The organism is Mycobacterium sp. IDUB_24 (assembly GCF_055419385.1).
The window spans coordinates 923885-950436 of the sequence record NZ_JBVAXO010000001.1 but is presented as its reverse complement, the minus strand read 5'-3'; the positions used below and the strand labels follow the sequence as shown (position 1 = coordinate 950436).

At 65.8% G+C, this 26552-nt stretch carries 27 protein-coding genes; 8 read left to right on the top strand and 19 right to left on the bottom strand.

Features of this window, described 5'->3' with window-relative positions; all coding sequences use genetic code 11:
* Positions 1 to 6 precede the first annotated feature (6 nt).
* Positions 7 to 1098 (top strand): alcohol dehydrogenase catalytic domain-containing protein, encoded by a 1092-nt coding sequence (locus tag ACZYZF_RS04680; RefSeq protein ID WP_463743315.1) that lies wholly within the window; start codon positions 7 to 9, stop codon positions 1096 to 1098.
* Here ACZYZF_RS04680 and ACZYZF_RS04675 read toward each other — a convergent pair.
* Together ACZYZF_RS04675 and ACZYZF_RS04670 are read right to left on the bottom strand one after the other, a co-directional pair.
* Entirely contained in the window at positions 1095 to 2813 is a 1719-nt protein-coding gene (locus tag ACZYZF_RS04675; protein WP_463743316.1) for an acyl-CoA dehydrogenase, read from the bottom strand. The genes ACZYZF_RS04680 and ACZYZF_RS04675 overlap by 4 nt on opposite strands.
* A gap of 9 nt (positions 2814 to 2822) precedes the next feature.
* Positions 2823 to 3710, bottom strand: a complete 888-nt coding sequence (locus ACZYZF_RS04670; RefSeq protein WP_463743317.1) for a sigma-70 family RNA polymerase sigma factor — start codon at positions 3708 to 3710, stop codon at positions 2823 to 2825.
* 80 nt (positions 3711 to 3790) lie between these two features.
* On the opposite strand from ACZYZF_RS04670, the gene ACZYZF_RS04665 reads away from it, so the two are divergent.
* Positions 3791 to 4171, top strand: a complete 381-nt coding sequence (locus ACZYZF_RS04665; protein WP_463743318.1) for a DoxX family protein — start codon at positions 3791 to 3793, stop codon at positions 4169 to 4171.
* Here ACZYZF_RS04665 and ACZYZF_RS04660 read toward each other — a convergent pair.
* Both ACZYZF_RS04660 and ACZYZF_RS04655 read right to left on the bottom strand, forming a co-directional pair.
* Positions 4164 to 4937: an SDR family oxidoreductase gene (locus ACZYZF_RS04660; RefSeq protein ID WP_463743319.1), complete on the bottom strand. Its 774-nt coding sequence runs from the start codon at positions 4935 to 4937 to the stop codon at positions 4164 to 4166. The genes ACZYZF_RS04665 and ACZYZF_RS04660 overlap by 8 nt on opposite strands.
* Before the next feature lie 3 nt (positions 4938 to 4940).
* Positions 4941 to 5618 carry a TetR/AcrR family transcriptional regulator gene (locus ACZYZF_RS04655; protein WP_463834694.1) on the bottom strand — a complete coding sequence of 226 codons (678 nt, stop codon included), beginning with the start codon at positions 5616 to 5618 and terminating at the stop codon, positions 4941 to 4943.
* Positions 5619 to 5744: 126 nt separating this feature from the next.
* On the opposite strand from ACZYZF_RS04655, the gene ACZYZF_RS04650 reads away from it, so the two are divergent.
* The gene (locus ACZYZF_RS04650) at positions 5745 to 5855 is read left to right on the top strand and encodes a hypothetical protein (protein WP_003883225.1); all 111 of its coding nucleotides are present in this window, start codon (positions 5745 to 5747) and stop codon (positions 5853 to 5855) included.
* Here ACZYZF_RS04650 and ACZYZF_RS04645 read toward each other — a convergent pair whose 3' ends face one another.
* Complete coding sequence (locus tag ACZYZF_RS04645) at positions 5856 to 6383, bottom strand: CGNR zinc finger domain-containing protein (RefSeq protein ID WP_463834693.1); 528 nt, start codon at positions 6381 to 6383, stop codon at positions 5856 to 5858.
* Between the two features lie 85 nt (positions 6384 to 6468).
* Between ACZYZF_RS04645 and ACZYZF_RS04640 the strand changes: the two genes are divergently transcribed.
* Positions 6469 to 7329: an alpha/beta fold hydrolase gene (locus tag ACZYZF_RS04640; protein ID WP_463834691.1), complete on the top strand. Its 861-nt coding sequence runs from the start codon at positions 6469 to 6471 to the stop codon at positions 7327 to 7329.
* A gap of 79 nt (positions 7330 to 7408) precedes the next feature.
* Here the strand turns inward: ACZYZF_RS04640 and ACZYZF_RS04635 are convergent, their stop codons facing one another.
* The 5 genes from ACZYZF_RS04635 to ACZYZF_RS04615 form a co-directional block, all read right to left on the bottom strand.
* Positions 7409 to 8197 carry an ABC transporter ATP-binding protein gene (locus ACZYZF_RS04635; protein ID WP_463834689.1) on the bottom strand — a complete coding sequence of 263 codons (789 nt, stop codon included), beginning with the start codon at positions 8195 to 8197 and terminating at the stop codon, positions 7409 to 7411.
* Positions 8178 to 9209, bottom strand: a complete 1032-nt coding sequence (locus ACZYZF_RS04630; RefSeq protein WP_463834688.1) for a taurine ABC transporter substrate-binding protein — start codon at positions 9207 to 9209, stop codon at positions 8178 to 8180. The genes ACZYZF_RS04635 and ACZYZF_RS04630 overlap by 20 nt, the downstream gene beginning before the upstream one ends.
* Positions 9206 to 10069 (bottom strand): ABC transporter permease, encoded by an 864-nt coding sequence (locus tag ACZYZF_RS04625; protein ID WP_463834686.1) that lies wholly within the window; start codon positions 10067 to 10069, stop codon positions 9206 to 9208. The genes ACZYZF_RS04630 and ACZYZF_RS04625 overlap by 4 nt, the downstream gene beginning before the upstream one ends.
* A gap of 148 nt (positions 10070 to 10217) precedes the next feature.
* Positions 10218 to 10832, bottom strand: coding sequence for a DUF3159 domain-containing protein (locus ACZYZF_RS04620; RefSeq protein ID WP_463834684.1), 615 nt, complete (start codon positions 10830 to 10832; stop codon positions 10218 to 10220).
* A 55-nt stretch (positions 10833 to 10887) separates the two neighbouring features.
* A complete protein-coding gene (locus tag ACZYZF_RS04615) occupies positions 10888 to 12201 on the bottom strand; it encodes a cytochrome P450 (RefSeq protein WP_463834683.1) in 1314 nt (437 codons plus the stop codon).
* A 123-nt stretch (positions 12202 to 12324) separates the two neighbouring features.
* On the opposite strand from ACZYZF_RS04615, the gene ACZYZF_RS04610 reads away from it, so the two are divergent.
* Together ACZYZF_RS04610 and ACZYZF_RS04605 are read left to right on the top strand one after the other, a co-directional pair.
* A complete protein-coding gene (locus ACZYZF_RS04610; RefSeq protein WP_463743328.1) occupies positions 12325 to 12987 on the top strand; it encodes a TetR/AcrR family transcriptional regulator in 663 nt (220 codons plus the stop codon).
* Positions 12984 to 13994: a magnesium transporter CorA family protein gene (locus ACZYZF_RS04605; RefSeq protein WP_463834682.1), complete on the top strand. Its 1011-nt coding sequence runs from the start codon at positions 12984 to 12986 to the stop codon at positions 13992 to 13994. Before ACZYZF_RS04610 ends, ACZYZF_RS04605 begins: the two co-directional genes overlap by 4 nt.
* A gap of 45 nt (positions 13995 to 14039) precedes the next feature.
* Here ACZYZF_RS04605 and ACZYZF_RS04600 read toward each other — a convergent pair whose 3' ends face one another.
* The 8 genes from ACZYZF_RS04600 to ACZYZF_RS04565 form a co-directional block, all read right to left on the bottom strand.
* Positions 14040 to 15062 carry a phosphotransferase family protein gene (locus tag ACZYZF_RS04600; protein ID WP_463834680.1) on the bottom strand — a complete coding sequence of 341 codons (1023 nt, stop codon included), beginning with the start codon at positions 15060 to 15062 and terminating at the stop codon, positions 14040 to 14042.
* Entirely contained in the window at positions 15059 to 15820 is a 762-nt protein-coding gene (locus ACZYZF_RS04595; RefSeq protein WP_463834679.1) for an SDR family oxidoreductase, read from the bottom strand. The genes ACZYZF_RS04600 and ACZYZF_RS04595 overlap by 4 nt, the downstream gene beginning before the upstream one ends.
* Entirely contained in the window at positions 15817 to 17037 is a 1221-nt protein-coding gene (locus tag ACZYZF_RS04590; protein ID WP_463834678.1) for an acyl-CoA dehydrogenase family protein, read from the bottom strand. Before ACZYZF_RS04590 ends, ACZYZF_RS04595 begins: the two co-directional genes overlap by 4 nt.
* Positions 17038 to 17104: 67 nt before the next feature.
* Positions 17105 to 17815, bottom strand: a complete 711-nt coding sequence (locus ACZYZF_RS04585) for a transporter (RefSeq protein ID WP_463834677.1) — start codon at positions 17813 to 17815, stop codon at positions 17105 to 17107.
* 21 nt (positions 17816 to 17836) lie between these two features.
* The gene (locus ACZYZF_RS04580) at positions 17837 to 19123 is read right to left on the bottom strand and encodes an NAD(P)/FAD-dependent oxidoreductase (protein WP_463834676.1); all 1287 of its coding nucleotides are present in this window, start codon (positions 19121 to 19123) and stop codon (positions 17837 to 17839) included.
* Complete coding sequence (locus ACZYZF_RS04575; protein WP_463834675.1) at positions 19107 to 20423, bottom strand: saccharopine dehydrogenase family protein; 1317 nt, start codon at positions 20421 to 20423, stop codon at positions 19107 to 19109. Before ACZYZF_RS04575 ends, ACZYZF_RS04580 begins: the two co-directional genes overlap by 17 nt.
* Positions 20424 to 20425: 2 nt before the next feature.
* Positions 20426 to 21718: a saccharopine dehydrogenase family protein gene (locus ACZYZF_RS04570; protein WP_463834674.1), complete on the bottom strand. Its 1293-nt coding sequence runs from the start codon at positions 21716 to 21718 to the stop codon at positions 20426 to 20428.
* Between the two features lie 101 nt (positions 21719 to 21819).
* A complete protein-coding gene (locus ACZYZF_RS04565) occupies positions 21820 to 22458 on the bottom strand; it encodes a TetR/AcrR family transcriptional regulator (RefSeq protein ID WP_463834673.1) in 639 nt (212 codons plus the stop codon).
* A gap of 93 nt (positions 22459 to 22551) precedes the next feature.
* Between ACZYZF_RS04565 and ACZYZF_RS04560 the strand changes: the two genes are divergently transcribed.
* Complete coding sequence (locus ACZYZF_RS04560; RefSeq protein ID WP_463834671.1) at positions 22552 to 24039, top strand: flavin-containing monooxygenase; 1488 nt, start codon at positions 22552 to 22554, stop codon at positions 24037 to 24039.
* A gap of 16 nt (positions 24040 to 24055) precedes the next feature.
* Positions 24056 to 24970, top strand: coding sequence for an alpha/beta hydrolase (locus ACZYZF_RS04555; RefSeq protein ID WP_463834670.1), 915 nt, complete (start codon positions 24056 to 24058; stop codon positions 24968 to 24970).
* Positions 24971 to 25009: 39 nt separating this feature from the next.
* On the opposite strand, the gene ACZYZF_RS04550 is transcribed toward ACZYZF_RS04555, so the two are convergent.
* Positions 25010 to 26545: a class I adenylate-forming enzyme family protein gene (locus ACZYZF_RS04550; protein ID WP_463834668.1), complete on the bottom strand. Its 1536-nt coding sequence runs from the start codon at positions 26543 to 26545 to the stop codon at positions 25010 to 25012.
* Positions 26546 to 26552 lie beyond the last annotated feature (7 nt).

Below are 26552 nucleotides of genomic sequence, written 5' to 3'. Positions count from 1 at the left end.
ATGGGTATGAAGATCCGCGGCGCCGTCCTCGAGCACATCGGACTCCCCCGCCCCTACGCCGAGTCACATCCGATCCGGGTGAGCGACCTCGAGCTCGCCGAACCCGGGCCCGGCGAACTGCTGGTGCGCATCGAGGCCGCGGGGTTGTGCCATTCCGATCTGTCGGTCGTCGACGGCAACCGGGTGCGCCCGGTCCCGATGCTGCTGGGCCATGAAGCCGCCGGGACCGTCGAGGCCGGTGACACCGATCTGCCGGTGGGCCGGCGGGTGGTGATGACGTTCCTGCCGCGCTGCGGGCACTGCCCCGCCTGTGCCACCGACGGGCTAACCCCATGCGGACCCGGATCGGCCGCCAACGGTGCCGGCACCCTGATGAACGGCGACATCCGGCTGACCCGTGACGGCCAACCGGTGTTCCATCACCTCGGCGTATCCGGTTTCGCCACCTACGCCGTCGTCGACCGCCGCTCGGTGGTGCCCGTACCCAGCGATGTCCCAGCAGTCGTCGCGTCGCTGTTGGGGTGTGCGGTACTCACGGGCGGCGGAGCCGTGCTCAACGTCGGCACCCCGCGGCCGGGCCAAACCGTGGCGGTCGTCGGTCTGGGAGGCGTCGGCATGGCGGCTGCCATGACCGCGCTCGCGCACGACGACGTCCGGGTCATCGGCGTGGACCAGCTGCCCGACAAACTCAGGCGGGCCCGCGAGCTGGGCGTGCACGAGACCTACACCCCAGAGCAGGCTGCCGACCTCAAGGCCGACGTGGTGATCGAAGCCGCCGGCCACCCCGCCGCGCTGGAAACCGCGATCGCGCTCACCGGGCCCGGCGGGCGCACGATCACCGTCGGCCTACCCCGGCCGGACGCACGAATCTCGGTGTCGCCGTTGGGTTTCGTCGCCGAAGGCCGATCGCTGATCGGAAGCTATCTGGGCTCGGCGGTGCCCGCACGCGACATCCCGCGGTTCGTCGAGCTCTGGCGGGCCGGACGGCTACCCGTCGAGCAGCTCGTGTCCTCGACCATCACGCTCGATCAGATCAACACCGGCATGGACGAGCTGGCCGACGGACGGGCCGTCCGCCAGATCATCGAGTTCGACTAGAACCAGCTGTCGCGCATCTCCAGCGTGGTCCGGTCCAGGCTCTCCAGCAGATCCAATTGTGGTGCGGTCTTGGGTAATTCGTAACGGAAGAAGTACTGCGCGGCCTGCCGTTTGCCGTCATAGAATTCCCCGGTGCGGCCTTCGGCGGCCAGCAACTGCTCCAGCCAGATCCACGCCACCACGATGTGGCCGAACGCCTCCAGATACACCGCGCTGTTGGCCATCGCGGCCTCGACATCACCCGCGGCGAACATCGCGCCGGTCACCGCGACCAGCCGCTGCCAGGCGGCATCGAGTTGCGCGGCCAGGTCCGGCGCGACCGCCGCAGCAACTGACACGGTCGCCGCGATCCGCTCCCCCAGCGCCACCAAGCTGCCTCCACCGTTCTGGGTTACCTTGCGGCCCAAAAGATCCAGGCTCTGGATGCCGTGGGTGCCCTCGTGGATCGGATTGAGCCGATTGTCGCGGTAATGCTGCTCGACGTCGTATTCGCGGGTGTACCCGTAGCCACCGTGGACCTGGATCGCCAGGCTGTTGGCCTCCACGCACCACTGCGACGGCCAGCTCTTGGCCACCGGGGTGAGGATGTCGAGGACAGCACTGTCACCGGTGGCTTCCCGGTCTATGAGGTTCGCGCAGTACAGCAGCAGGGCAAGACCACCTTCGACATAGGCCTTCTGCGCCAGCAACATTCGCTTGACGTCCGCATGCTCGATGATCGGCACCTGCGGGGTCGACGGATCTTTCACACCGAGCGGCCTGCCCTGCGGACGCTCGCGCGCGTACTCCAGAGACTTGAGATAGCCGGTGTAGCCGAGCGCCACGGCGCCCATCCCGACGCCGAGGCGGGCCTCGTTCATCATGCGGAACATGTAGACGATGCCGCGGTGTGGCTCACCGACGAGGTAGCCGACAGCGCCGTCGAAGTTGAGCACGGTGTTGGTGATCCCGCGTTGCCCCATCTTGTGATTGAGGCCGGAGATGGCCACGCCGTTGCGGGTGCCGTCGGCAAGGAACTTGGGCACGATGAACAGCGAGATGCCCTTGGTGCCGGCCGGGCCACCGGGAATCTTGGCGAGCACGAGGTTGACGATGTTCTCGGTGAGGTCGTGCTCGGCGCCGGAGATCCACATCTTCGAACCGAACAGACGGTACGTGCCGTCGGGCTGTGGTTCGGCGCGGGTGGTGATGTCGGCCAGCGACGATCCGGCCTGGGTCTCCGACAGCGCCATGGTGCCCGAGAACCGGCCGGCCAGCATCGGTTTGACGAAGGTCTCGATCTGCTCCGGGGTACCGAAGTGCGCCACCAGATTGGCGTTGGCGATGGTCAGCATCACATAGCCCGAGGTCGACACGTTGGCCGCGGCGATCCAGGCGAACGCGGCCTGCGCGACCGTGACCGGCAGTTGCGCGCCGCCGACCTCCGCGTCCATCCCCATGGCGATCAGATCGGCCGCCGCGAACGCGTCCCACGCCTCTTTGACGTCGGGGATCAGCGTGACGGTCTGCCCGTCGAACGTCGGCTCGTTCGCGTCGCTGAGTTTGTTGTGGGGCGCGAAGTAGCGCGTCGCGAGTTGCTCGCACAGATCCAGCACGCCGTCGAAGGTCTCGCGGGAGTGCTCGGTGAATCGGTCCAGTGCGGTGAGCTTTTCGACGTCCAACCACTCGTAGAGCAGGAAATCCAGGTCTCGGCGCGAGAGGATCGTCGACTTCATGCGGCCAGGTTAATCGTCGGCGGGTGGCTCGGGCAGCGACATCAGGGCCAGCCGTCGTGGATCGACGATCGACACGATCCCGACCAGACGGCCCCCGTCGACGGTGCACGCCATCACGCTGAGCGGGCGACCGGTCGGCCCCCACGCCAGGATCCCTGGCTCGCCGTTGACCGACACCCGCCGGGCGACGACGCGGGTCCCCTGACCGCGCCGAGCCGCGGCGATGACAGCGTCGGGTCCCGTCCCGACGGTCACGCCGGCGGCCGTGTACCGCTGCCAGGTGACGTCGGGATCCAGGACCCGCAACAGTGCATCGAAGTCGCCGTCGCGAGCGGCGGCCAGAAAGGCGTCGACAACCTCGCGCTGTTCCTGCTTGCGGCGGCGGCCCCCGGTGGGCGGTGGCACATCCTGCACTTTCCGGCGCGCCCGGCTGGCCATCATCTTGACGGCATCGCTCGACCTGTCGAGGATCTGGCCGATCTCGGCGAACGGCACGGCGAACATGTCGTGCAGGACGAAGGCGAGGCGTTCGTCGGGGCGCAGCGATCCCAGCACGACGAGCATCGCCAGCCCGACGGAGTCCGCGAGCACCGCGGCATCCTCAGGGGTGTCGACGTCCTCGGTGACGACCAGTTCAGGAATGTCAGCGGCGGCGGGAGACACTTCTGCGCGGCTGCTGCGCGCCCGCAACGTGTCGATACAGATGCGGCCCACCACGGTCGTCAGCCATCCGGCGACGTTGTCGATGGCGTCCGCGTCCTGACGGGACAGGCGCAACCACGCGTCCTGGACGGCATCCTCGGCATCTGCCCGTGAGCCGAGGACCCGGTGGGCAACCGCGAGCAGCCGCGGGCGCTGTTGCTCGAATGTCTCCGCCAGTGATGCGTCGGGCGTCATGCGTTACCTCTCCTCGTGCGGATCCGTCATAAGAGTGACGAGCCGGAACGGCTGGACGTAACCACGAAACGGAGCGCGCAATGAACATCACTCTCTGGATCATCACCATCATCGCCGCGGCAGCGTATGCAGCCGGCGGAACCACCATGCTGTTGGCGTCGCGGGAGAAGTACCGGTCGATGGGTAAGACCCAGCATTGGGTCGACGACTTCGGTGACGGTCACCTCAAAGCGATCGGGACCATCAAACTGGTCGGCGCAGTCGGCCTGGTGCTTCCCGTCGCGGTGGGTATCGCCCCGGTGCTGACGCCGGTGGCCGCCTGCGGCCTGGCGTTGTTCATGGCGGGTGCGGCCACGACCAGATTCCGTCGCAGCGAGTGGCTCTACATGGCCGGCGACGTGGTCTATCTCGGTGTGTTCGCCTTCTTGGCCTGGGGCTGGTTCACCCTGCCCGTCACCTGATGGTGCTCACGCCGCCGTCGACCGGGATCACGGCACCGGTGATGTACGCGCTGGCCCGGCTGGCCAAGAACACCGAGATCCCGGCGATGTCGTCGGGCCGGCCGATGCGGCCCAGCGGAAGAACGGCGCCTACCTCTTCCGCGCCGGCCCGCAGCATCTCTTTGGTCATCCGGGATTCGAAAAGCCCCGGCGCGATCGCGTTGACCAGGATCCGCGGGGCCAGCTCGCCGGCCAGATGCTTGGTCAGCATGTGCACTGCGGCCTTACTGGCGCTGTAGGAGAAGTTGTCGCGGCCCTTGCCGGGCGCGACGATCCCGTCGATGCTGCCGGTGTTGATGACGCGAGCCGGGTCTTCTTCGGTGGCACCGGAATTCAGCAGCGGGGTGAGCGCCCGGGTCAGCAGGAACACGCCCTTGACGTTGACGTCGTAGACCTTGTCGAACCCGGATTCCGGGAACTCGTCGTACGGTGCGCCCCAGGCCGCGCCGGCGTTGTTGAACAAGGCATGGATCGCGTCCTCACGCTCGGCCACCGCCGCGGTGAGCGCGGCGACCCCTTCAGCTGTCCCGAGGTCGGCGGGCACCGCGGAGATCCGGCCGAGCGGGGACAACGCGTCCACCGCCGCGGCCAGTTCGGCCTCCTTGCGGCTCGCGACGTACACCGACGCTCCAGCCTGCAACAGTCCCCGGGCCATCATGAGGCCGATGCCACGGCCGCCGCCGGTGACGACGGCCACCTTGCCGTCCAATCGGAACAGATCAGTCATGTTCTAGGCCTTTTCCTCGATCTCGACCCCCAGCGGCGACTCGTTGCGGGTTTCCTCGTCGCGGATCAACCCGCGCAGCAGCGCCGTACTGAACTCCACGGCGATCTCCTGCGCGGTCCGCCTGCCGTGGGGGCGTAGCCAGCGGTACGAACCGAGCGTCATGCCGATGTAGCCGAGGGCCAGTACGTGCGAGTCGCAGTCGTAGAACTCGCCGCTCGCGATACCGCGATCGATCACGTCGCGGACGTGCTCGTACACCTGGGTCTCGGCGCGCCGGATGTAGGACACCTGCTCCTCGGTGAACCACTCCGCGATGTACGGGCCTTCCTGGAAGTACACCGCGGCGCGCTCGAGATCGTTGGCGATGCCGACCATCAGTCGCCTGGTGAAGTTGTAGATGGTCTCCCTGGCCGTCGCGGTCGGGTCATCGTGGAGCGCCTCGACGGTGAAGTCCGCGGTGCCCTTGTAGATGTCGTAGAGGATCAGCGACTTACTCGAGTAGTAGTGATAGACCGTGGCCTTGTTCAGTCCGACGGCCTCGGCGACATCGTCCATCCGGGTGCCGTGATAGCCGCGGGCGGCGAACAGCTTGGCCGCGACGGTCAACAGTTCATCGCGGCGGGATGTCCCGTTGGCAGCCGCACCACCGCGGCCCCGGCCGCCTTCTGAATCGGATGACATAGCACACTCACTATCAGCATCGCCCGGACCTTGCCCAGGAAATCAATCAACTAGATGGTTGATCAGTGTAGGCAATTCCGCGCGCGACCCTGTTCCGGCCTTGCCTTCTACGACTAGACTCCGGGCATGGATCCGAATCCTGACTACGACCTCAGCGACGAGAGCGACTTCTTCTTCCCGTGGCTGGCCTGGGGTCTGCGTGGCGTTTACCCGCCGCCGGCGTACCCCCCGGTGTAATCAGGACTGTTCGTCAGTCTTCGCAGTCCGGGCGCGCTGGTGATATCGGCGCGCCTTCATGCGGTTTCCGCAAGTCGCCATCGAGCACCACCGTTTTGTGTTCGGTTTCGTCCGGTCGATCAGGAAGAGCCGGCAGTCCGGATTCCCACACGCGCGTAGCCGGCCCGGACTCGAGGCCCTCAGCGCGTCCCACGCCAGGATGGCCCGCAGGGCGCCTCGCCGCGCGTCGCAAGTATCAAGTTCCCAGCTCACACCGTCGTCCGTCCCGTGCGCCCGGATCGCCGCGACGTTGAGGTACGGCGTCAACGCAACCGCCGTCTCGGTTCCGCGCACCACTTCCTGAAGTAGATTCCGCGCCGCGACCAGATCGGCCAGTTCGGCTTCGGTCGCCGCATGCTCGTCGAGCCACGCGTGCGCCGCCTCTGGATGCGCGAGCACGTCGCGCTGCATTCCGTCGACCACCGGTGTGGTGTTGAGCAGATCGAGCAGCAAGGCCTCATCGCTCAGGCCCAACTCCAGCAGCTCCATATCTAACCTCCAAATAACTATTGACAGGTTATGTCGTCGCGCGTTAGATGTCACTAACCGGTAACAATCGTTAAAGGAGTTAGATATGACCGTTCATCACCGCTACACCACCGTCGACGGACAGCGGCTGTTCTACCGTGAGGCGGGCTCGCCCGATTCCCCGGCAATCGTGCTGCTGCACGGCTTCCCGACGAGCTCGTACATGTTCCGCGACCTCATTCCTCGACTGGCCGAGCGCTACCACGTCATCGCACCCGATCACCTGGGCTATGGACACTCCGATGCGCCGGCCGCCACCGAGTTCGACTACACCTTCGACGGCCTGGCCGACCTCACCGACGGTCTGTTGAATCGACTCGGGGTGTCCCGCTACGCGATCTACGTCCAGGATTACGGCGCCCCGATCGGCTGGCGCCTGGCACTGCGGCATCCGGAGGCCATCACCGCGATCGTCAGCCAGAACGGCAACGGCTACGACGAGGGTTTCGTCGAGAGCTTCTGGGCCGGGGTGTGGGCCTACCAGCGTGAGCAGACCGCAGAGACCGAGGCGGGCGTGCGGTCCGCGTTGAGTGTGGACGGCATCAAATGGCAGTACCTGACCGGCGTGGCGGACGAAAGCCTGGTCAACCCCGACACCTGGGTCCACGACGCGGCGATGGTGGCCCGGCCGGGCAATGACCTGGTGCAGCTCAAGCTGTTCCGGGACTACGCGACCAACGCCCCGCTGTACCCGACACTGCACGAATACCTCCGCACCAGTGCGGTTCCCGTGCTCGCCGTGTGGGGCGAGGGCGATCCGATCTTCGGTCCCGACGGTGCCCGGGCGTTCGGCAAGGACGCTGTCGACGCCGAGATCCACCTGCTCGACGGCGGACACTTCCTGCTCGAGACGCACGTCGCAGAAGTGGCCGCGCTGATCGACGATTTCCTGCAGCGGCGCGCCTGACGCGGCACGCGCCGAAAGTGACGCCATGGTCGTTGCCCGCGCGGGTTTACGACCATGGCGTCACGTTCGGCGCAGAAGATTACGCCGCGGCGACCTTCACGGCCTCACTCACATCCGTCCGCAACCTGAGGTACTCCGGTGACCGCCGCAGTTCGTGCGCATCGACGCCGCTGCGTGGCAGATCGACAGGCAGGTCCAGGGCGATCTTTCCGGGCCGGCGGGTCAACACCACGATCCGGGAGCCCAGGAACGCCGCCTCGTCGGCGCTGTGGGTCACGAAAACCGTTGTGCGACCGGACTCCGCACTCACCTGACGGACATCCTCCTGCAACCGCTCGCGGGTCAGCGCGTCCAGTGCCGCGAACGGCTCGTCCAGAAGGAACAGCGGGGTCTCGGCGGCCAGTGCCCGCGCGATCGCGACACGCTGCTGTTGCCCGCCGCTGATCTCCCAGATCCTGCGCTTGGCCGTGCCTTCCAGCCCGACACGTTCCAATATTTCCGCTCGGCGCTCAGGTCGTGATTCACGCGGCACGTTGGCGTACTTGAGGGCCAGGTCCACGTTGCCGCCGACCGTGCGCCACGGAAACAGCCGCGGCTGCTGGAAAACCACACCCGAGGTGACCCCGGGCGTCGGCGGCGTCCCCGCCACGTGAACCTGACCCTCAGAAGGGGTTTCGAATCCGGCGATCAGGCGCAGCAGCGTGCTCTTCCCGCACCCCGACGCGCCGACCAGAACCAGGAATGAGCCGGGTTCGACGTCGAGATCCACCGGGCCGAGCGCAGTGACCTCGTCCGAGCCACGCCCGTAGCGGTGTGCGACGTTCTTGATCGACAGGGCGCCGGAGGCGTCACTGCTTGGCGATGACATCCGGCAACCCCTTCGTGTAGATGGCGTCCTTGAACCTCTGCAGGGGTGCGGCCTCCGGGATCTGTTTCTGATCGGCCAGGAACTGCGACGCACTCTGCAGATTGGCCGCGATGTTGCCCGGCGCGCCGTCACTACCCAGCCATTCGGGTGAGGCCACCTGGGCCGGAGTCAGATAGACGCCCTGCTTGAGTTGTCCGGCAACATCTTCCGGGCTCAGCCCGACTTCGGCCGCGATCGCCTTGGCTGCGGCCTGCGGGTCGTCCTTGATGACGTTCAGCGCGCGGGCCTGCTGCTGACGCCAGACGTCGACCACCTCGGGATGAGCATTGGAGAACTCGTCGGACACGGCCGCAAGGTCCAGTGTCGGCTTGCCGTCCTTGGCCAACTGCCGGCTGGTGATCAGGTCCTTGCCGGTCTTGCGCAATTGGTCGAGCGTGGGCAGCCAGCTGTAGGCGGCCGCGATGTCGCCCCGGTCCCACGCCGCCAAGATGGCCTGCGGCTGCAGGTCGATCAATTGAACGTCCTTGGACGACAACCCGTTCTGCGCCAGCGCCGCCAGGAGACTGTAATGCGCGGTGGACGCGAACGGCGTGGCGACGCGCTTGCCCCGCAGGTCGGCGATCGAGTTGACGCCGGCGCCGTCACGGGCCACCAGGGCCTCGTTGTCACCAGCGACGTCGAGCACGAAGGCCACCTTGTACGGAATGTTCAGCGGGGCCGACAATCCGCGCGCCACGGGACTCGAGCCCAGGGCCCCGAAGTCCAACTCCTTGGCGATGAACGCGGTATTCACATCGGCCCCGGAGTCGAACTTCGTCCATTTGATGTTGTAATCGGGCAGTGCCTCTTCGAGCCACCTGTTGTTCTTGACGATCAGGTCCCCACTCGGAAAGGACTGGTAGCCAAGGCGAATGGTGGGCTTCTGGGCGTCCTGACCGGAGTGGTCGACCGCGCAGCCGGACAGCGCCAGGGCCGATGCGACGGCTGCCACCATCAAGGCTTTGAGTTTCATATTTTTCCTCTCCAGGGGACGGCCCGTCGTTCAACGGCCCGCAAACCTCCGTCGATCACCAGACCCGAGATCCCGATGGCGAAGATCCCGACCAGTACGACCGGTGTGTTGTTGTAATTGCTCGCGTCCTTGACCAATCCGCCGATACCGGGGATGCCGTTGAACAGTTCTGCGGCCACCACCGACGAGTACGCCATGCCCACGGCCAGCCGGATCCCGGTGAAGGTTTCGGGTAGCGCCGAGGGCACCACGACGTCACGGATCACCTGTGCCCGGGTGGCGCCCAACGCCCGCGCCGCCTCTTGCAGCCCGACCGGTGCGGCGACCACGGCCGCCGTGGTGGCCACCGCGGCGGGCGGTAGTGCGGCCAGGGCGAGCAGCGTGATCTTGGGTGCCTCGTCGATGCCGAGCCAGATGACCAGCAGGAAGAAGTACGCCAGTGGCGGCAGCGCTCGCAGGAAGGTCAGCCATGGTTCGAGCACACTGCGCAGCCATCCGACCGAGCCCATCAGCAGTCCCAAAAGGACACCGATCACTACTCCCAATACGACGCCGGCCAAGACCCGGCGCAACGTCATGTAGAGGTGCTCGTAGAGCAGGTAGCCCGCGTAGCCGCGGGCCCCGTCATGGGTGGTGGAGACGTCGATGAAGGCGCGCCAGACCGCCGATGGATAGGGCACGAACGTCTGGTTCCAGATGCCGGCCCAGGCGACCACCTGCCAGACCACGAAGAACACCACCACCGACAACAGCGGCAACGCGGACCTGATCAGCAGGGTGCGCCAACGGCGTGACGGCACGACCGGACGGAGCGAGCCGGTTTCGGCCTCGCCGGGAACGATGTCGACGAATACTGACACTGTGGGCAGCTTTCTGTTGCTGAAGCAGGGAGTGGTGACTTGGCTTCAGCGACGACAGCAGCCGGGCAGCGTCTTGTTCACCCGGGTATTGGTACCGGCGGGATCCGGCGCGGTGAAGGTCTGGAATCGGGGTGAGTTTTACTGACCGTCAGGTCGCCGAGCGTGGCAGCGCCCGGATTGCGTAGCGGGCGCTGAGCAGAACCAGCGTGGTGGTGACGACAAACAGCGGCCAGCCCATCGCCAACCGTGCGACCGCGAGCAGCCCGTCCTGACCCGTGTCGTAGAGGTAGTTCTGCACCAGGAACCGCGACCAGGACACCGTCGCCAGCACGGCGGTCACGACGTTGAAGACGAGCCGCACACCGGGCACCTGACGCCAGGAGCCGTCGCGGCCGGTCGCCCAGGCCCAGATGACCCCGACCAGTGGGCGCCTGACGAAGATCGAGCCGGTCATCACGATGGCCGAGGCCAGGGACATCCAGATACCCGGGAGATAGAAGTCTTTGGCCTGGCCGGTCACCAGAGCCAGCAGCGCACAACCTGCCACCGCGACGAATCCCCACAGCGCGGGCCTGACCGATTCGCGGCGCAGCAGCTGCCAACCGAATACGACGGCCGCTGTCGCCAGCGCGGAGATGATTGCGGGCACCCGCCCCGAGAGCGCCGAGACCGACGCGTACACGGTCACCGGCAGCGCCGAGTAGGCCAGGCCGCTGACACCGCCGACGCGCGCCATCAGTCCGTCGAGTGGGGAATCCGTCATGTGGGTCTGGGCCTCGCGTTCAAGATCTGGCAGGTCCCCACCGAGAGTACCGAGCTCAGCAGACCAGACCGGCCGGCTCAGTACGCCTGGCCCCCAGCAGGGCCGGCAGCTTCACATATCCGTGCAAATTGACCAGACCGCGCGGGCGTGGGGTCTCGGTCAGGCGCAGGTCGGGGTAGGCGTCGAACAGCGCGCGCAGCGCGGTTGCGCCTTCGATGCGGGCCAGCGCCGCGCCCAGGCAGACGTGGATGCCCGAGGCGAACGCCAGATGTTCACGGGCGTTGTGGCGGGTGATGTCGAAGCGCGTCGGCTCACTGAACACCCGCGGATCCCGGTTGGCACCACCCAACAACACGGCGACCATGGTTCCGGCCGGCAGCCGCTGCCCGCCGATCTCGACGTCGCATTGCGCGGTACGGGCGGTCATCTGCACCGGGCTTTCGATGCGCAGGATCTCCTCCACCGCGGCGGGCCACAGGTCCGGATTGTCGCGCAACAGGGCGAGTTGATCGGGATGCCGCTGCAGCAACACGATCCCGTTACCGATGAGGTTGACGGTGGTTTCGAATCCGGCGCCGATCAGAAGCGCTGCGTTGGAGGCGAGTTCGTGATCGGTCAGCGTGTGGTCGGCGGCCATCTTGGTGAACGGGTTGTCTTCCGCCGCTCCGGCGCGGACCTTGTCGAAGAGGTCTGCGAGGAATCCGTCGAGCTCGCGCATCCCGTCGATGCCACGCCGGTAGGTGCGCCACGGGATTCCGACATCGAGCAGTGGCGCCCCGTCGTGTCCCCACCCGAGCAGTTGCGCATGGGATTCGCCTGACAGGCCGAGGATCTCGGCGATCATGGCGACCGGAAGGACAGCGGCGAAGTCCGCGATCAGCTCGGGTCTGGGCTGCCCGGCGAGCCGATCGATGAGTTCCGCGGTCACCTCGGCCACCCTGGCGTCGAGTTTGTCGATCGCGCGCGGCGTGAAACTCTGCGCCACCAGCTGCCGGTACTGCGTGTGCTCCGGCGGGTCGACGATGACCATCGCCGGCGGCTCCACCGGGTTGGCCACCTTCGGATCAGTGCGGTCCAAGAGCTGCTGGACCGGCTTCGGCATCCCCATCCCGGTGGGCGGGGTGACGCCGAACCGCTTGTCCCGCAGAATTTCCCGAGCGACACCGTGGTCGGCGGTGACCCAGACGAAGGGGGTCTTCACCAATGGACCGCGCCGGCGGATCTGCTCCATCAGCGGATAGGGGTCGATGCCTTTGCCGTGGCTCGAGATCAGCGCGCCCATCGGATTGCCCGCCCGGCCTTGAAGCGACATGAATGCCTTCGGCACTGAATGCAGTGCCACCCACCGCGTCCACAACTTGATGTCCATGTGCGCCCCCTGGCTCGGATCGATCATTAGAATGAGACGTGTGAGACATTTAGACACTCATCGTCTCTCTCGTCTCGATGGCTAGGCTACGACGATCGGCGCATGCAGGCAAGGAGTGGTTCGGTGACATCGACGCGAACAGCGGACTTCGTGCGACGGCTGGCTGAACCGGACCCCGCGGTGCTGGCGCGCGTGCGTGAACCCGACCCGATCAGCACGCGGATCCTGGCCGCCACACTCGAACAGGCCGAACTCGTCGGAATCCGGCGCACCACGATGGAGGATGTCGCCCGGCGCAGCGGCGTCGGTCGCGCCACGCTCTATCGTCGGTTTCCCACCAAAGACGCCCTCATCGACGCACTGGTGCTGTCCGAGGCGCGGCGCTATCTCGACGGCAGCGCCCAGGCCCGGGCACATGCCGACAACCTGGAGGACCGCCTGGTCTACGGCACCGTCTTCACGGTGACGTTCCTACGGGATCACGCCTTGCTCAAGAAGCTACTGCGTACCGAACCCGAGACGATCCTGCCCAGCCTCACCGTCGACGCCGGGGCCATCATCGATTTCGCGACGGAACACTCGGCCGCACAGTTGCGCACCGACCTCTACGGTAAGGCCGAAACCACCCCGGCACAGGAACGCCACATCCGCACCGTCGCCGAGTTGCACACCCGACTTACGTTGTCGTTCATCGTCACTCCGCACACCGGCATCAAACTGACCAGCCTGGAAGACACCCGCGACTATGTGCGGACCTACCTGCTGCCGATGGTGGCCGCCTCATGAGGCAGGTGCAGGGACGAATCTGGCGAGCCGGAAAGCCGGTCGACGGTTTCACGTTCTCGGGCATATCGGATTGTCTGGCCGATGAGGATGCTCTGGTGTGGGCCGACATCTACGACCCCGACCATGAGGCGCTGCGCGAGCTGGCCAAGGAACTCGGCCTCAACATATGGGCCGTCGAGGACGCCGTCGCACCCAAGGAACGCACCAAAACCTCGGTGTACCAATCTCATACGTTCTTCACGGTGTACGCGATCGACGCCCGGACGCCCGACGAGGACGAAGCGCAGGACACCTCGATGTTGGTCAAACACCGCATCTCGGCATTCGTGCTGCCTCGTGGCCTGATCACCGTCCGGCTGCCCAGCATCAACGGTGCGGCCGAATTCGACATCAGCGAGGTGTCACGGCGCTTCGACGATCTCGGCGGCCAGCGCTACGGCGTCGGCGCCCTGGTGCACGGTCTGCTCGATGTCGTGGTGGACGGGCACTTCGAGGCTGTCGAGGCACTGGACGACGCCATCGAATCGCTCGAGGATGAGCTGTTCGCCGACGGCGGCCCACGGCGCGGCCTGCAACGGCGGACCTTCCAGCTCCGCAAGGACCTGGTCGATCTGCGCCGGGTCGTACTTCCCATGCGCGAGGTGGTGAGCACCATCCAGCACCGCAGGCTCGACTCGTCAACGGAACCCGCGCTCGATCCACTTTATGCCGACCTGTACGACCATGTGCTGCGGGCCTCGGAATGGACCGAGTCCCTGCGCGACATGGTCACCACGGTGTTCGAGACCAACCTGTCCCTGCAGGACGCCCGGCTCAACACGGTGATGAAGAAACTCAGCGGCTGGGCCGCCATCATCGCGGTACCGACCGCGATCACCGGCTTCTACGGCCAGAACGTCATGTACCCCGGGATCAACACCGTCGTGGGCTTCATCGCCAGCAGCATTTTGATCGTTGTTCTGGTCATCCTGTTGTATGTGATGTTCAAACGCCGGGACTGGCTGTAGCAGCGCCGCCTCACCCCGTCACTCTGAAACGTGATCCCGGTTGACTCACCGGGAAAGTCCTGCCGCATCGGCGATCTCGCGGGCCTTCTCGACGATCGAGTCGATCCGCGTCACAGTGGGGGTGCCCGCGACCGCCTTGTTCTCTGGCTCGTCCATCGCCCGGCGCATGACGCCCTCGGCGATGATCGCCAGCTTCCATAGCCCGAGCACATGCCAGTACTGCAGGGCCGCCGGATCGCGCCCGGTCTCATCCAGGTAGAGCCGGGCCATCTCGGCACGGCTGGGAAACCCCTGCAGCGTCGACGGTGCGAAGTCCGCCCCGGTCGTTTCACCGGGCTCGGGCCAGTAGGTGAGCAGCGTGCCCATGTCGGCGATCGGATCCCCCAGAGTGGACAGCTCCCAGTCAAGCGTTGCCACCACCGCGCCGGTGTCGCGGTCGGTGATCAGATTGCGCAAGTGAAAGTCGCCGTGCACCAGTTTGATTTCCCGCTGCTCGGGAATCGCGGCACTGAGGCGACGCGTGAGGTCGTCCAGTGCAGGCAGATCCCGGGTCTTGGAATGCTCCCATTGCGCCGACCACCGTTTGAGTTGACGCTGCGCGTACGGCTTGTGGCTGGCAAGATCCGCCAGCCCTGTCTGCTCGAGATCGACCCCATGGATCCTGCCCAAGGTGCTCGGCATGAATTCGGCGATCTCGCGGCGACGCTGCGGGGTCAGCGCCTCGGCGACGGTCATGGTGTCGACGACCAACCCGTCAACGAACTCCATCAACACCAACGGAACGTCGGAGTCCGTTGTGACACCCAGGATCCGGGGCACCGGAACGTCGGTGTCTGCCAGCGCGGCGATGATGCGCGCCTCCCGCACGACATCGTGCGCCGAGGCCAGTAGGTGTCCCAGCGGGGGCCTGCGCAACACCCAGGAGCGGTCACCCGCGTCGGTGACGCGGTAGGTGAGATTCGACTGTCCGAGGCCGATCCGCTGGAACCTCAGCGGAGCTGCATATTCGACGCCCAGGTCCGCGAGCCAACGGGCCACAGCGACGGCATCGACGCCGGTGGGTGTCACCGGAACGCCCGGGCGTCGCCGAGGTGTTGCCCACCGTCGATGACGAACGTCTCGCCGGTCACCCAGCCCGCCGCATCCGAAACCAGGAATGCGATGGCCGACCCGACATCGTCCGGTTCACCGATCCGCCCGAGTGGGGTGGCCGAATTCAGTTGACTCTCATGCTCTTTCCACAGTGCTTCGGCGAGCTTTGTGCGCACCACCCCGGGTGCCACCGCATTGACCCGCACGTTCGGCGACAGTTCCAGCGCCAGCTGTTTGGTGACGTGGATCAGCGCCGCCTTAGACGCGTTGTACAGCCCGAGGTTGGCCTCGAATCCCAGGCCGCCGATAGAGGCGGTGTTGACCACCGCACCACCGTGTTCGCCCATCCATGCCCGGGTGGCCAGCGACGTCCACAGGATCGGCGCCCACAGGTTGACGTCGAAGGTCTTGGCGAAGCTGCCGTGGTCCTGGTCGATGACGGGGCCGAAGGACGGATTGGTCCCAGCGTTGTTGACCAAGATGTCGATGCTGCCGAACCGGTCCAGTGCCAGGTCGATGCAACGTTTCGCGGCATCCTCATCGACGGCGTGTGCCGCGACGCCGAGCGCGGTGCCGCCCACCTCGGCCGCCGCGGCGTCGGCGGATTCCTGCTGTCGCGAGGTCAGCACCACGTTGCCGCCGGCAGCGGCGATCGCCTGTGCCGCAGCCAAACCGATACCTCGCGAGGAGCCCGTGACGATCGCGGTACGACCGGTGAGGTCGAGTCCTGTCATGCCTGTGTTCCCTTCCGGTACTTGCCCAGTTCCTGGCGGGCGATCGCACGCTTGTGCACTTCGTCGGGACCGTCGGCGAGCCGCAGCGTGCGCAGGTGGGCCCAGGCCATGGCAAGCGGGAAGTCCTCGGTGACCCCGCCCCCGCCGTGCACTTGGATGGCCCGGTCGACGATCTTCAACGCGATGTTGGGTGCGGCCACCTTGATGGCGGCGATCTCGGTGCGGGCCGCCTTGTTGCCAACGGTGTCCATGAGGTATGCAGCCTTGAGGGTAAGGAGCCGGATCATCTCGATGTCGATGCGGGACTCGGCGATCCAGTCCTGGATGTTGGCGTTCTCGCTGATCGGCTTGCCGAACGTGACGCGGGACTGCGCCCGCGTGCACAGCAATTCCAGAGCCCGCTCGGCCATCCCGATGGCCCGCATGCAGTGGTGGATGCGGCCCGGGCCCAATCGGGCCTGGCTGATCGCAAAACCTTCGCCCTCACCCTTGAGCACATCGTTGGCAGGCACCCGGACATCGTGGAAGTCGATCTCGGCATGCCCTTCACGGTCCTGATAGCCGAAGACGCCCAGGTTGCGGCGCACCGTGAGGCCGGGTGCGTCCATCGGCACCACCATCATCGACTGCTGGCGGTGTACCGCAGCGGCCGGATCGGTCTTGCCCATCACGATCAGCACCTTGCAATTACGGTGCATACCGTTGGACGCGAACCACTTTCGCCCGTTGAGCACATATTCGTCACCGTCACGGACCATCGACATCTGCACGTTCGTGGCATCCGAACTGGCCACCGCGGGCTCGGTCATCGCGAAGGCCGAGCGGATCGTGCCGTCCAGCAACGGCTTGAGGTAGCGCTCCTTGTGCTCGTCGGTGCCGAACAGCGTGAGCACTTCCATGTTGCCGGTGTCCGGGGCACTGCAGTTGCACGCCTCCGAAGCAATGTGGCTGCGGCCCATGATCTCGGCCAGTGGGGCGTACTCCAGGTTGGTCAGGCCAGGACCCCATTCGGGATGAGGGTGAAAAAGGTTCCACAGGCCGCGCTTTCTCGCCTCGGCCTTGAGTTCCTCGAGAATGGGCGGATGGTGATGCGGGTCGCCGGCTGCGGCCATCTGCTCGTCGTAGATCGGCTCGGCCGGATAGACGCGGTCATCCATGAACTCGAGCAGATCGGACTGGTATCGCTGCGCACGTTCGGGCACATCGAACAGGGACATGAGTACACCTCTGACTGTTGAACTGACCACGCTTGTCACCCCATGGTGGGGCCGACGCAACCGCGCTTCAGGCGATTTGTCGATCTCGCTGCGGATGGCCGGCACTCTGAATGTGATTGTTCAGTGCGCGATAGCCGTAGTAGTAGACGATCAGCTGGAGCCCCCAGGTGGTCAGGGCCGCGGTGTAGAACATCGTCCGGTTCACGTCGTCGCCGGGTACCTGATAGAAGTCGTACGTCGCTGCGATGACGGCTCCCATCGCCGTGACAACGACGACCGCCGCCGCCTGGCCCCGCTCGCCGACACGCCACAACCGGCTGGCGAAATAGAGCAGGAAGACACTGGTGAGCACATTCACCGCGACCAGGAACACGGCGCCGGCCAGTCCGATGTGGTGCGTCTCGGGCGATGCCGTCCGCAATGCGTAGAAAGTCAAACCCAAGCCCACCACCCCGGCCAGCGCAAAGACAGCGATATCGACTGCGCGAGAAGGCTTGTACCCGTGGGTGACGGCCATCAGTCCCAGCACCAGGATCAAGGTGATCCCGACCGACCGGGAGAAGGCGTCGAAGAAGATCGCGACGTGAAAACTCGTGCTGTCCTGGCTCAGTCGCAGCATCCCATAGATGAGGAAGTTGACCCCGGAGGTGGCGACGATGATCCACTCGAGTCCGAGCAGATAATTCTTGTAGTTCCGGATGAACTTCCACCCGCAGGTGAACCCGGCGAAGATCATGAGGAGATCCGCGAGTGCGAACAAGGCACCTTTGACGTCCATGTCTACTCCCTATGGTGGCGGTTATGCGCGGGCGAGGCGATCGAGAACCCGGTCGGCGAACCAGCCGAGGTTCAGGGCCGGTTGGCTGACAAAGCTGGGCCAGAATCTGCCGGTGTGCCAGATGGTTCGCAGGTCCTCGGCCATGGGTTCGCCGGCCAACCGCCCGGCCAGCAGGTGCCCCACGTATTGAGCCTGGGCAAAGCCGTGGCCGTTGCAGGCCAACGAATACAGCACGTTGGACGAGGCCTGTCCAGCCACGGGCAGCCAGGTCGAGCTCATGCCGATCCAGCCGCCCCAGGCCTGTTGCGGTCGGACGTCACTCAGCCCGGGGAAGCGTTCCCGGAATCCGCGGACCAGGTCGTCGACGACAGGTACCGACGGGGTCCGTGCGGCCAGCGGTCCGTTTGTCGTCTCCAGGCGCCGGGTACCGAAGACGACGGTGTTGCGCGGGGTGACCCGGTAGCTCTCCAGAATCATGTGCGAGGTCACCATCGGTGCCCGACTGGTCCAGCCGATGGCCTCCAGACGTTCGGGGGACACGGGCTCGGTTTCGACCAGGGAGGTCCACACCGGGGAGACCAGGCGGCGCGGAGTGATCGCGAGATCCTTGCCGTAGGCATTGGTGGTGAGCAGCGCCTGGTTGGCGTGTACCCGGCCGCGACCGGTTTCGATGGTCACCTCGGAGCCACTGTCAGCGACGTCCTGCACTCGGGTGTGCTCGAAAACCCTTGCCCCCGAGGCCAGGACAACATCACGCAGCCCCAGGACATAGCGTCCTGGATTCAAGGTGCCGCCGATACCTTCCCGTATACCGCCGAGGAAGCCTTCCGGTAGGCCTGCGTCCGGGCCCTCGACGAACTCGGCCGACGATCCCGCTTCCGCCATGATCTTGGCGTTACGCCGAGCCTTACGTAGCTGGCCTTTCGACACCGCGGCCACCACGATGCCCACCTTCTCGAATTCGCAGGCGATGGCCCGGTTCTCGATGACGTCCTGGGTGAATTCCACGGCCGCCTCGGCGTAGTGAAGCAGCGCGCGCACCTTGTCACGGGACAGCAGTAGCGCCAGCAGTCCCGGATCGGCGGCGACCGAGTTGGTCACGTAACCGGCGTTGCGTGAGCTTGCGCCCCAGCCGCAGGTTTGGGCTTCCAGCAGGACGACATCGGCTCCGGACTCGGCCAGCCTCAGCGCCGCTGACATGCCACCGACCCCACCGCCGATCACTGCCACATCGCAGCGGATGTCCTCGGCCAGCGCGGGCTCGGCAGCAGGTGATTGAGCCCACCCGGTTTCAGTGAGAAGTTTCACCGGACAAGACCTTTCGCTGCGTCACTGCCGAGCTCGGGGTGACCAGGGCCTGGACCACCTCGTGCAGCGGCGACCCGCCGGTCGCTGCCAGAGCGCTGTAGAAGGACTCCGGGTCGGCCCAGTCCTCCGGAGCCAGAACGCCGGCCAGATCACCTAGTTCGTTGACGGCCAACAACATGAACGCCGCGGTGGCCGAGCCGGTGAGCGACGCCATGGTGGTCCATGCGGTACCCGGCCCACAGACCGGGGTCCGGCGCACCGACTCGACATGCGCCCCGTCGCGCGTGCCCGTCACCTTCACGTAGTTGATGCCGCGGAACGGTGGGTGCTTGCGGGCGGCCGACATCGCCACGAACTTCAGCACCTCCACCGCACTGATCTCACCGCGACGAACCGTGCCCCACAATCCCGACAGGGCGTGCCGCCAGACCTTGGCCGATCCGTTGTTGTCCGTCATGATCTCGTTGATGAAGTCGATGGCTTCGTCCATCGAGATATTGCCCTCCTGCACAGCGACCGCGACGCCGCGCATGATGCCGTTGGTCGGTGCCGGATGGAGACCGCCCAGCACCCGGATCCGGTCCGCCTCCGGCCAACGCCTGGGCAGCGTCACCGATTCCGGATGCGCACATTCGTAGAGTCGGTAATCGCCCATCGCATTGCCCAGCGCCATCACATCGTTCTCCACGAACGTCTGGTGTTGAACGGCGCGACCGTTCTCCCAGGTCCAACACGGCCCGGCGAAACCGCGGATCGCGTGGTCCAGCACTGCGCGGCCAAGCGGTACCGGTCCTTCGTCGCCGGTCGCCCAGCACACGTCAATGCGTTCGACGGTGTCCACATCGCGGGCCGCGTCGGCGGCCATCACATTGGTCAGGCCCGGGGAGGCGCCGCAGCAGATCAGAATCGCCACGCCGGCCTCTTTCGCCTGAGTGTCCAACTTCAAGGCCGCTCGGGTGCTGGCTTCGTCGTCATCGAGATCGAGGTAGGGCACCCGCTTTTCGATGCAGGCCTCCATCACCGGCTCCGCGGTGCGGTTGTACGGACCCGCGCCGAGCACGACGAGGGCCGCGCCGTCGATTGCCTCACGCAGTGCGGCCCCGTCGAACAGATCGAACGACCCGACCGTCGCCGATCCGGCGGGAAATTTCCTGACGAAGTCCTGCAGGGTTTCGGGTCGGATGTCGTACAACTCCAACTTCCAGTCCCCGTCACCGGCGGCCTTCGTGAAACGCTCGATCGCGACGCGGCACATGTCACCGGCAGCACCGATGAAGACGATTCTCTTTGTCGTAGTCATGGCTACTCTCCTTCGCTGTTCTGATGGACGAATCGGGTACCGCATCCGTCGAGAATCTCCTCGCGCGGAGTGCCGACACGTTCGAGCGCCTGGTAGAACCGCTCCGGTTCTGTCCATTCTTCGGGTGTGAAAACCCCTGCACGAACTGCTGATTCGTTGTCGAGAGCGACAACCATGAACGCCGCGCACGCGGTGCCCGTCGCCGCGGCCATGTCGGTGAAGAGATAGGTTCCGGGACCGCTCACGGGAGTGCGCCGGCTGGCCACCATTGGCAGACCGTTGCGTAGGCCGGTCACCTCGACCTTGAGGCCGGACTTGTAGGGAAAGGTACGGCCCATCGCCGACAGTGCGAGGAATTTCAGCAGTTCAGCGCGCGTCGACTCGCCGGTGCGTGCCAGGTTGTGCATTCCGGACAAGGCGTGCCGCCAGCCCTTCAGGCTGCCGAGCTTGCCGATCAGCAGGGCCTCCAGAAAGTCGATTGCCTCCTCTACCGGCATCTGTCCTCTCTGCACAGCCAGGCCGACGCCGCGAATCAGCCCGTTGTACGGCGCCGGGTCCAGTCCTCCGAAGCACCGAATATTCTTCGCGTCTGGGTACTTTCGCGGCAAGGTGACCGGCTCGGGATGTGCGGTTTCGTGCACCATGGTCAGTCCGAGCCCGGCACCCAGCTCCGTCCAGCGGGTCTCCAGCCAGGACTGGTGCATCACCGGTCCGCCGTTCTGCCATGTCATGCACGGGCCCGCGGCGACGCGCAGCATGTGGTCGAGAACCGCGCGACCGATCGAACCGCGCTCGTCGCCGACCACCCAGTACACGTCGATGTTCTCGACACTGTCCAGTTCGGCGGCCGCATCGGCAACCATCACGTTGGTGATGCCGGGCGACGCACCGCAACCGATGTACATCGGCACCCCGGCCGCGTGAGCGGCGTCATTCAGGGTCAATGCGTGCAGGGTGCTCTCGATATCGTCATCGAAGTCGAGATAGGGCACCTTGGCCGCCAGGCACGCGTCCATCACCGGCCCGGCGGTGCGGTTGTACGGACCCGCACCGAGTACGACGAGCGCGGCGCCGTCGATGGCGTTGTGCAGGCCCTCACGGTCATACAGGTCAAGCCGGGCGGCGGTGGCCAGCCCGGCAGGCAGCCGGCGCAACAGCTGATCGAGGAGTTCGGGGCGAATGTCGTAGAGCGCCAGCTCCCAGTCACCGGCGGCCACCGCGAACCGCTCGATCGCAAGGCGGCACATCTCGCCTGCGGCGCCGATGAAGACGACCCGTCGCCGGCTCTGGCCCATGGCTTTCTCCTCTGTCGGTGTCACCCTCGGGGCTGACCATATCCGAACCCGATTCGAGATCGACTTTAAAGTCGCGGCTACCGTGCTGTCAATACCCGGAGTCAGACGCAGTGCGAAACACCCGGCGCGTAGCTCTCGAGGTACGCCGTGAGCATGCGGCGCGCCTCCTCGATGGTGGCGTCGTCACCCCTCGGGGACCGCTGGAACGCGACATCGAATGGGCGGTGCCCCATCTCGAACACGAACTGGAGCACGTACTCCGGGGCCTCCTCGCTCAGCAGCTTCCGTTCGATGAGGAAGTGCCACAGCCGCTCAGCCCACCCCGCGTGAAGCTCGCCGGCCATGTCGGCCAGTGCCGACGAGCGCCCGACGAACCACAACTGAACGAAACTGGGATGCGCCCGGAAGTACGCGAGCAGCATGTCGATCAGCGCGTCGACGCTGCGGCGCAAGGTGGCCGGACCGGGATACGCGAGCGCCGCGGCGAAGTGCGTGTCGAGGGCGCAGATGTGGCGTCGAGCCAACTCGGCATCGACCTCGCCGCGGTCCGCGAAGTAGTGATAGAGCGAAGCGGTGGGGATCTCGGCGTACTCCCCGATCGCCTTGAGCGTGGCAGCTGCGTAGCCCTGGTCGGCAAGCAACGCTTCGGCGCAATCGAGGATGGCCTGCATTCGCTCGAGTCCCCGGCGCTGAAGCGCGGCGGAGCGAGTCGCCGGGTATGCAGGTTCTTTTTCGAACACGATTCGAGATCGTACCGTTGACGCCGACCGTGCGACTGGTTAAAGTCGATTTCGACTCGACTTTGAGTTAGTCGCCGCCAGGGAGATAAGCCCATGACCACACCGCCCAAAACAGACTTCGACGTCTTGATCGTCGGTGCCGGCATTTCAGGCATCGGCGCCGCGTATCACCTCAAGACCTTCCGGCCGGGCACGACGTTCGCCCTACTGGAGGGGCGGGATTCGATCGGCGGAACCTGGAGCCTGCACCAGTACCCGGGCATTCGCTCCGACTCGGACATGCCCACCTTCGGATACGGGTTCAAGCCATGGACGCACCGCAAGGCAATCGCCGACGGGCACATCATCCTGGACTACCTACAGCAGACAATCGACGAGTTCGCCCTGGGAGAGCACATCCGGTTCGGCCACAAGGTTCACAACGCGAATTTCGATACCGCGCACGGACGTTGGACGCTGACCAGCACACATCCGACGACCGGCCAGACCACCACCTTCACCTCCAGATTCCTGTTTCTGGGCACCGGGTACTACGACTACGACAATCCCTTCATCCCAGAATTCGCCGGCCGGGAAGACTTCGACGGTCAGGTCGTCCACCCGCAGCATTGGCCGGTGGATCTGGATTACACCGGCAAGCGTGTCGTCGTGATCGGCAGCGGCGCGACGGCAGTCACCCTGATCCCGTCGATGGCCGACAAAACGGCCCACATCACGATGCTTCAGCGCTCACCCAGCTACGTCTTCTCGATTCCGGCGTCCGATCCGATCGCCAATGTGCTCAACCGGATGCTGGGCCACAAGCGGGCGTCCAAGATCATCCGCAGAAAGAACGTGGCCCTCGGCCGCGGGCTCTTCAAGGCCTGCGAGCGGTGGCCCAAGCTGATGCGCAAGCTGCTGATCGGGTACGTGCGCATGCAGCTGCCCAAGCACTTTGACGTCGATACCCACTTCACCCCGCGCTACAACCCCTGGGAGCAACGGCTTGCCATGGTGCCCAACGGGGACCTCTTCAAGACGATCTCCGCGGGGAAGGCCTCCGTTGTCACCGACCGGATCGATCGGTTCACCAAGACCGGCATCCTGCTGGAATCCGGCCAGGAGCTGGCCGCTGACATCATCGTCACCGCGACCGGGCTGAACATGTCACCGTTCGGCAAGATCCAGCTCAATGTCGACGGCCGGCCGGTCAATCTTCCCGATACGACCGCCTACAAGGCGATGATGCTCTCCGGCGTTCCCAACTTCGCGTATGCCGTCGGGTACACGAACATCGCCTGGACCCTCAAGGTGGACCTGGTCTGCGAGCACTTCTGCCGCCTACTGGACTACATGGATGCACATGGCCATGGCACTTTTGTCCCGGTGCTGGACCAGCCGGCCATGGATCGCGTGCCGATGATGGACATGACCTCGGGCTACGTGCAGCGGGCGATCGCGAAGTTTCCGCGGGCGGGCACCAGTGGTCCCTGGACGCTCAAGCATGCCTACGAGATCGATGTCGAGCGGCTGCGCCACGGGCCGGTCGAAGACGACTCGCTCAAGTTCACCCCGAAAAAGCCGGCACTCGTGGTGTCCTGAGCGGAAAGCGACTGCAATGCCCAAGGACCTGTATTTCACGAGCCACGGTGTCCGCTGTGCGGCCACCCACATCACTGCGCAGAGCGACACCCTGACCGGGCGATCAGGCCGGCCGTGCGTGGTCATGGCGCACGGCTTCGGTGGCACCCGTGACTCCGGACTGCTCTCCTACGCAGAGAACTTCGCTGCAGCCGGCATCGATGCCTTTGTCTTCGACTACCGCGGCTTCGGCGGTTCGGAGGGCAGCCCGCGCCAAAACATCGCAGTGCGGCGTCAGCGCGAGGACTACCACGCCGCCATCGCGGCCGCCCGGCACCTGCCCGGTGTCGACTCAGATCGAATTGCGTTGTGGGGCTACTCGTATGCCGGCGGCCATGTCGTCGCGGTCGCTGCTCAGGATCCGCGTGTTGCAGCGATCGTCTCGCTCAATCCGGCCACGGACGGCCGCGCCACGCTGGCCCATATCGCGCGCGGTCGCGGCGGCGTCATGCAGCTCGCTCGGCTGACCGCGCACGGAGTGTTCGACGCATCACTGACCCGACTCGGCCGCGGGCCGCACTACCTGCCGGTCGTCGGAGAACCCGGAACGACGGCGTTGGTGACCAGTCCCGGTGCCGCGGCGGCCTTCGCGTCCGTTGCCGGACCGACCTGGCGCAACGAGGTCGCCGCCCGCACGGCACTTGAGGTCGGATTGAACCGCCCCATCACATTCGCCGCGCGCCTGACCTGCCCGATGCTGATGCAAGTGGGCACAAACGACGACATCGCCCCACCTGCCGCGGCGCGCTGCACCGCCAAGAAGGCCGGCTACCTAGCGCAATTGTGCGAGTACCCCATCGGCCACGTCGAGGCTTTCGACGGTGGTCCGTGGCAACAGCAGGTGCGCGACGACCAGGTGGGGTATCTGACACGCGTCCTCGATCCGTGGTGAAACTGCCCTGGTGAATCTCCGCAGCGGTAGCTGTCCGCGCTAACGCAATGGCTCGCCCCACTGCACCTGCCGACGCAGCTGGTTCTTGAGCAGCTTGCCGCTTGGGTTGCGTGGCAAGGGTTCGCCGAGCACGGCTGCGTACTGCGGCACCTTGAAGTCCGCCAGGTGCCTTCGGCAATGATCCAGCACCTCATCGACGTCGATCGGGGTCTCACCCCCGAACATGACCGCGCCGACCTTCTCACCCATGACGTCGTCGGGCACGGCGACGACCGCGGCATCGGCAACTCCGGGAGCGGCGAGCAGGACGGCTTCGACTTCGACGCTGGAAATCTTCTCGCCGCCGCGGTTGATGAGGTCTTTCATCCGATCGATGACGTGCACGCGCCCAGCATCATCGATCCGCACGACGTCCCCGGTATGCAACCAGCCATCGATTACGGTGTCCGCATCAGCATCTGGCCGATTCCAGTAGCCGCTGGTCACGTTGGCGCCGCGGACCACGAGTTCACCTTCGTTGGGATCGTCGCCACTGGGCACAACGCCGAGGTCCACGGATGGCACCGCATATCCGACTGAGTCCGCATGCGCCACTGCGTCTCGGTCCGGCAGGACGGTGAGTAGGGACGCGGTCTCGGTCATGCCATAACCGTTCATCAGCTTCGCCGAGGGAAATGCCGCGTGCAGTTGTTCGACGAGTGACGGCGCGATCGGGGCCCCGCCGTATGCGAGCCGGCGCACCGTGGATACGTCACACCCGGCGAAGTCCGGATGGCGCAGCAGCAGGGAGTACACCGCCGGTACCGTCACCAGGAATGAGATCTGCTCTGCTGAAAGGGTTTCCACCAACGTCGATATTTGGAGTGCCGGCAGGATCACCGCGGTGCCGCCGACGTAAGCAGCCACCAGGAACTGCGAGTTGCACCCCGTCACATGGAACAGTGGAACGCTGATCAGCGTGCGCAACTGCGATCCGAAGTCCCGCGGCACACCGAGGCATCGGATCATGTTCTCCGCGTTGGTGATGAATGCCGAATGAGTGGTCGGCACACCTTTCGGGCGCCCGGTGGTACCTGAGGTGTAGAACAAGGCGGCCACGTGGTCGGCGACGATGCCGTCCGCCACGTAGGGATCGCCGTCAGGCAGCGAAGTGCCGGCTGTCAGATCCACTTCAACGCCGGCATCGGCGAGAACGAAGTCGACCTCAGGCTGCGCCGACCGCGTGTTGACCGCCACCGCGATCCCGCCCGCGAGCACCGTGCCCCAGAACGCCAGAACCCAGTCCATACCGGCCGGGTAGCGCACCGACACCCGGTCCCCACGTTCAACGCCCAGGGTTCGCAGCCCTCCGGCCACGCGTGAAGCTCGCTCCCACAGTTGTGCATACGTCAACCGGCCACCACCCACTTCGACAACCGCCTCGGCGTCCGGTCGCGAGTCGACGTGGGCGCGGAGCATCGCACCGAGCGTTGTGGGTACGTCCGCGTAGTACGCCACTCCGGCGTCGTCGCGAACGATGCCGGAGCGCGGGAACGGATTGTGCCCGCGCGGAACTTCGATGACAGCCTTGGTCACGAGCGGC

Bases quoted from the DNA above. Each gene is read 5' to 3' on its own strand.
- ACZYZF_RS04620 (WP_463834684.1), bottom strand. From the start codon at position 10,832: ATGACGGATTCCCCACTCGACGGACTGATGGCGCGCGTCGGCGGTGTC.
- ACZYZF_RS04670 (WP_463743317.1), bottom strand. From the start codon at position 3,710: ATGACGCCCGACGCATCACTGGCGGAGACATTCGAGCAACAGCGCCCG.
- ACZYZF_RS04595 (WP_463834679.1), bottom strand. From the start codon at position 15,820: ATGACAGGACTCGACCTCACCGGTCGTACCGCGATCGTCACGGGCTCC.
- ACZYZF_RS04560 (WP_463834671.1), top strand. From the start codon at position 22,552: ATGACCACACCGCCCAAAACAGACTTCGACGTCTTGATCGTCGGTGCC.
- ACZYZF_RS04585 (WP_463834677.1), bottom strand. From the start codon at position 17,815: ATGGACGTCAAAGGTGCCTTGTTCGCACTCGCGGATCTCCTCATGATC.
- ACZYZF_RS04640 (WP_463834691.1), top strand. From the start codon at position 6,469: ATGACCGTTCATCACCGCTACACCACCGTCGACGGACAGCGGCTGTTC.
- ACZYZF_RS04555 (WP_463834670.1), top strand. From the start codon at position 24,056: ATGCCCAAGGACCTGTATTTCACGAGCCACGGTGTCCGCTGTGCGGCC.
- ACZYZF_RS04630 (WP_463834688.1), bottom strand. From the start codon at position 9,209: ATGAAACTCAAAGCCTTGATGGTGGCAGCCGTCGCATCGGCCCTGGCG.
- ACZYZF_RS04650 (WP_003883225.1), top strand. From the start codon at position 5,745: ATGGATCCGAATCCTGACTACGACCTCAGCGACGAGAGCGACTTCTTC.
- ACZYZF_RS04590 (WP_463834678.1), bottom strand. From the start codon at position 17,037: ATGTCCCTGTTCGATGTGCCCGAACGTGCGCAGCGATACCAGTCCGAT.
- ACZYZF_RS04680 (WP_463743315.1), top strand. From the start codon at position 7: ATGAAGATCCGCGGCGCCGTCCTCGAGCACATCGGACTCCCCCGCCCC.
- ACZYZF_RS04645 (WP_463834693.1), bottom strand. From the start codon at position 6,383: ATGGAGCTGCTGGAGTTGGGCCTGAGCGATGAGGCCTTGCTGCTCGAT.
- ACZYZF_RS04675 (WP_463743316.1), bottom strand. From the start codon at position 2,813: ATGAAGTCGACGATCCTCTCGCGCCGAGACCTGGATTTCCTGCTCTAC.
- ACZYZF_RS04575 (WP_463834675.1), bottom strand. From the start codon at position 20,423: ATGACTACGACAAAGAGAATCGTCTTCATCGGTGCTGCCGGTGACATG.
- ACZYZF_RS04570 (WP_463834674.1), bottom strand. From the start codon at position 21,718: ATGGGCCAGAGCCGGCGACGGGTCGTCTTCATCGGCGCCGCAGGCGAG.
- ACZYZF_RS04665 (WP_463743318.1), top strand. From the start codon at position 3,791: ATGAACATCACTCTCTGGATCATCACCATCATCGCCGCGGCAGCGTAT.
- ACZYZF_RS04660 (WP_463743319.1), bottom strand. From the start codon at position 4,937: ATGACTGATCTGTTCCGATTGGACGGCAAGGTGGCCGTCGTCACCGGC.
- ACZYZF_RS04605 (WP_463834682.1), top strand. From the start codon at position 12,984: ATGAGGCAGGTGCAGGGACGAATCTGGCGAGCCGGAAAGCCGGTCGAC.
- ACZYZF_RS04635 (WP_463834689.1), bottom strand. From the start codon at position 8,197: ATGTCATCGCCAAGCAGTGACGCCTCCGGCGCCCTGTCGATCAAGAAC.
- ACZYZF_RS04615 (WP_463834683.1), bottom strand. From the start codon at position 12,201: ATGGACATCAAGTTGTGGACGCGGTGGGTGGCACTGCATTCAGTGCCG.
- ACZYZF_RS04655 (WP_463834694.1), bottom strand. From the start codon at position 5,618: ATGTCATCCGATTCAGAAGGCGGCCGGGGCCGCGGTGGTGCGGCTGCC.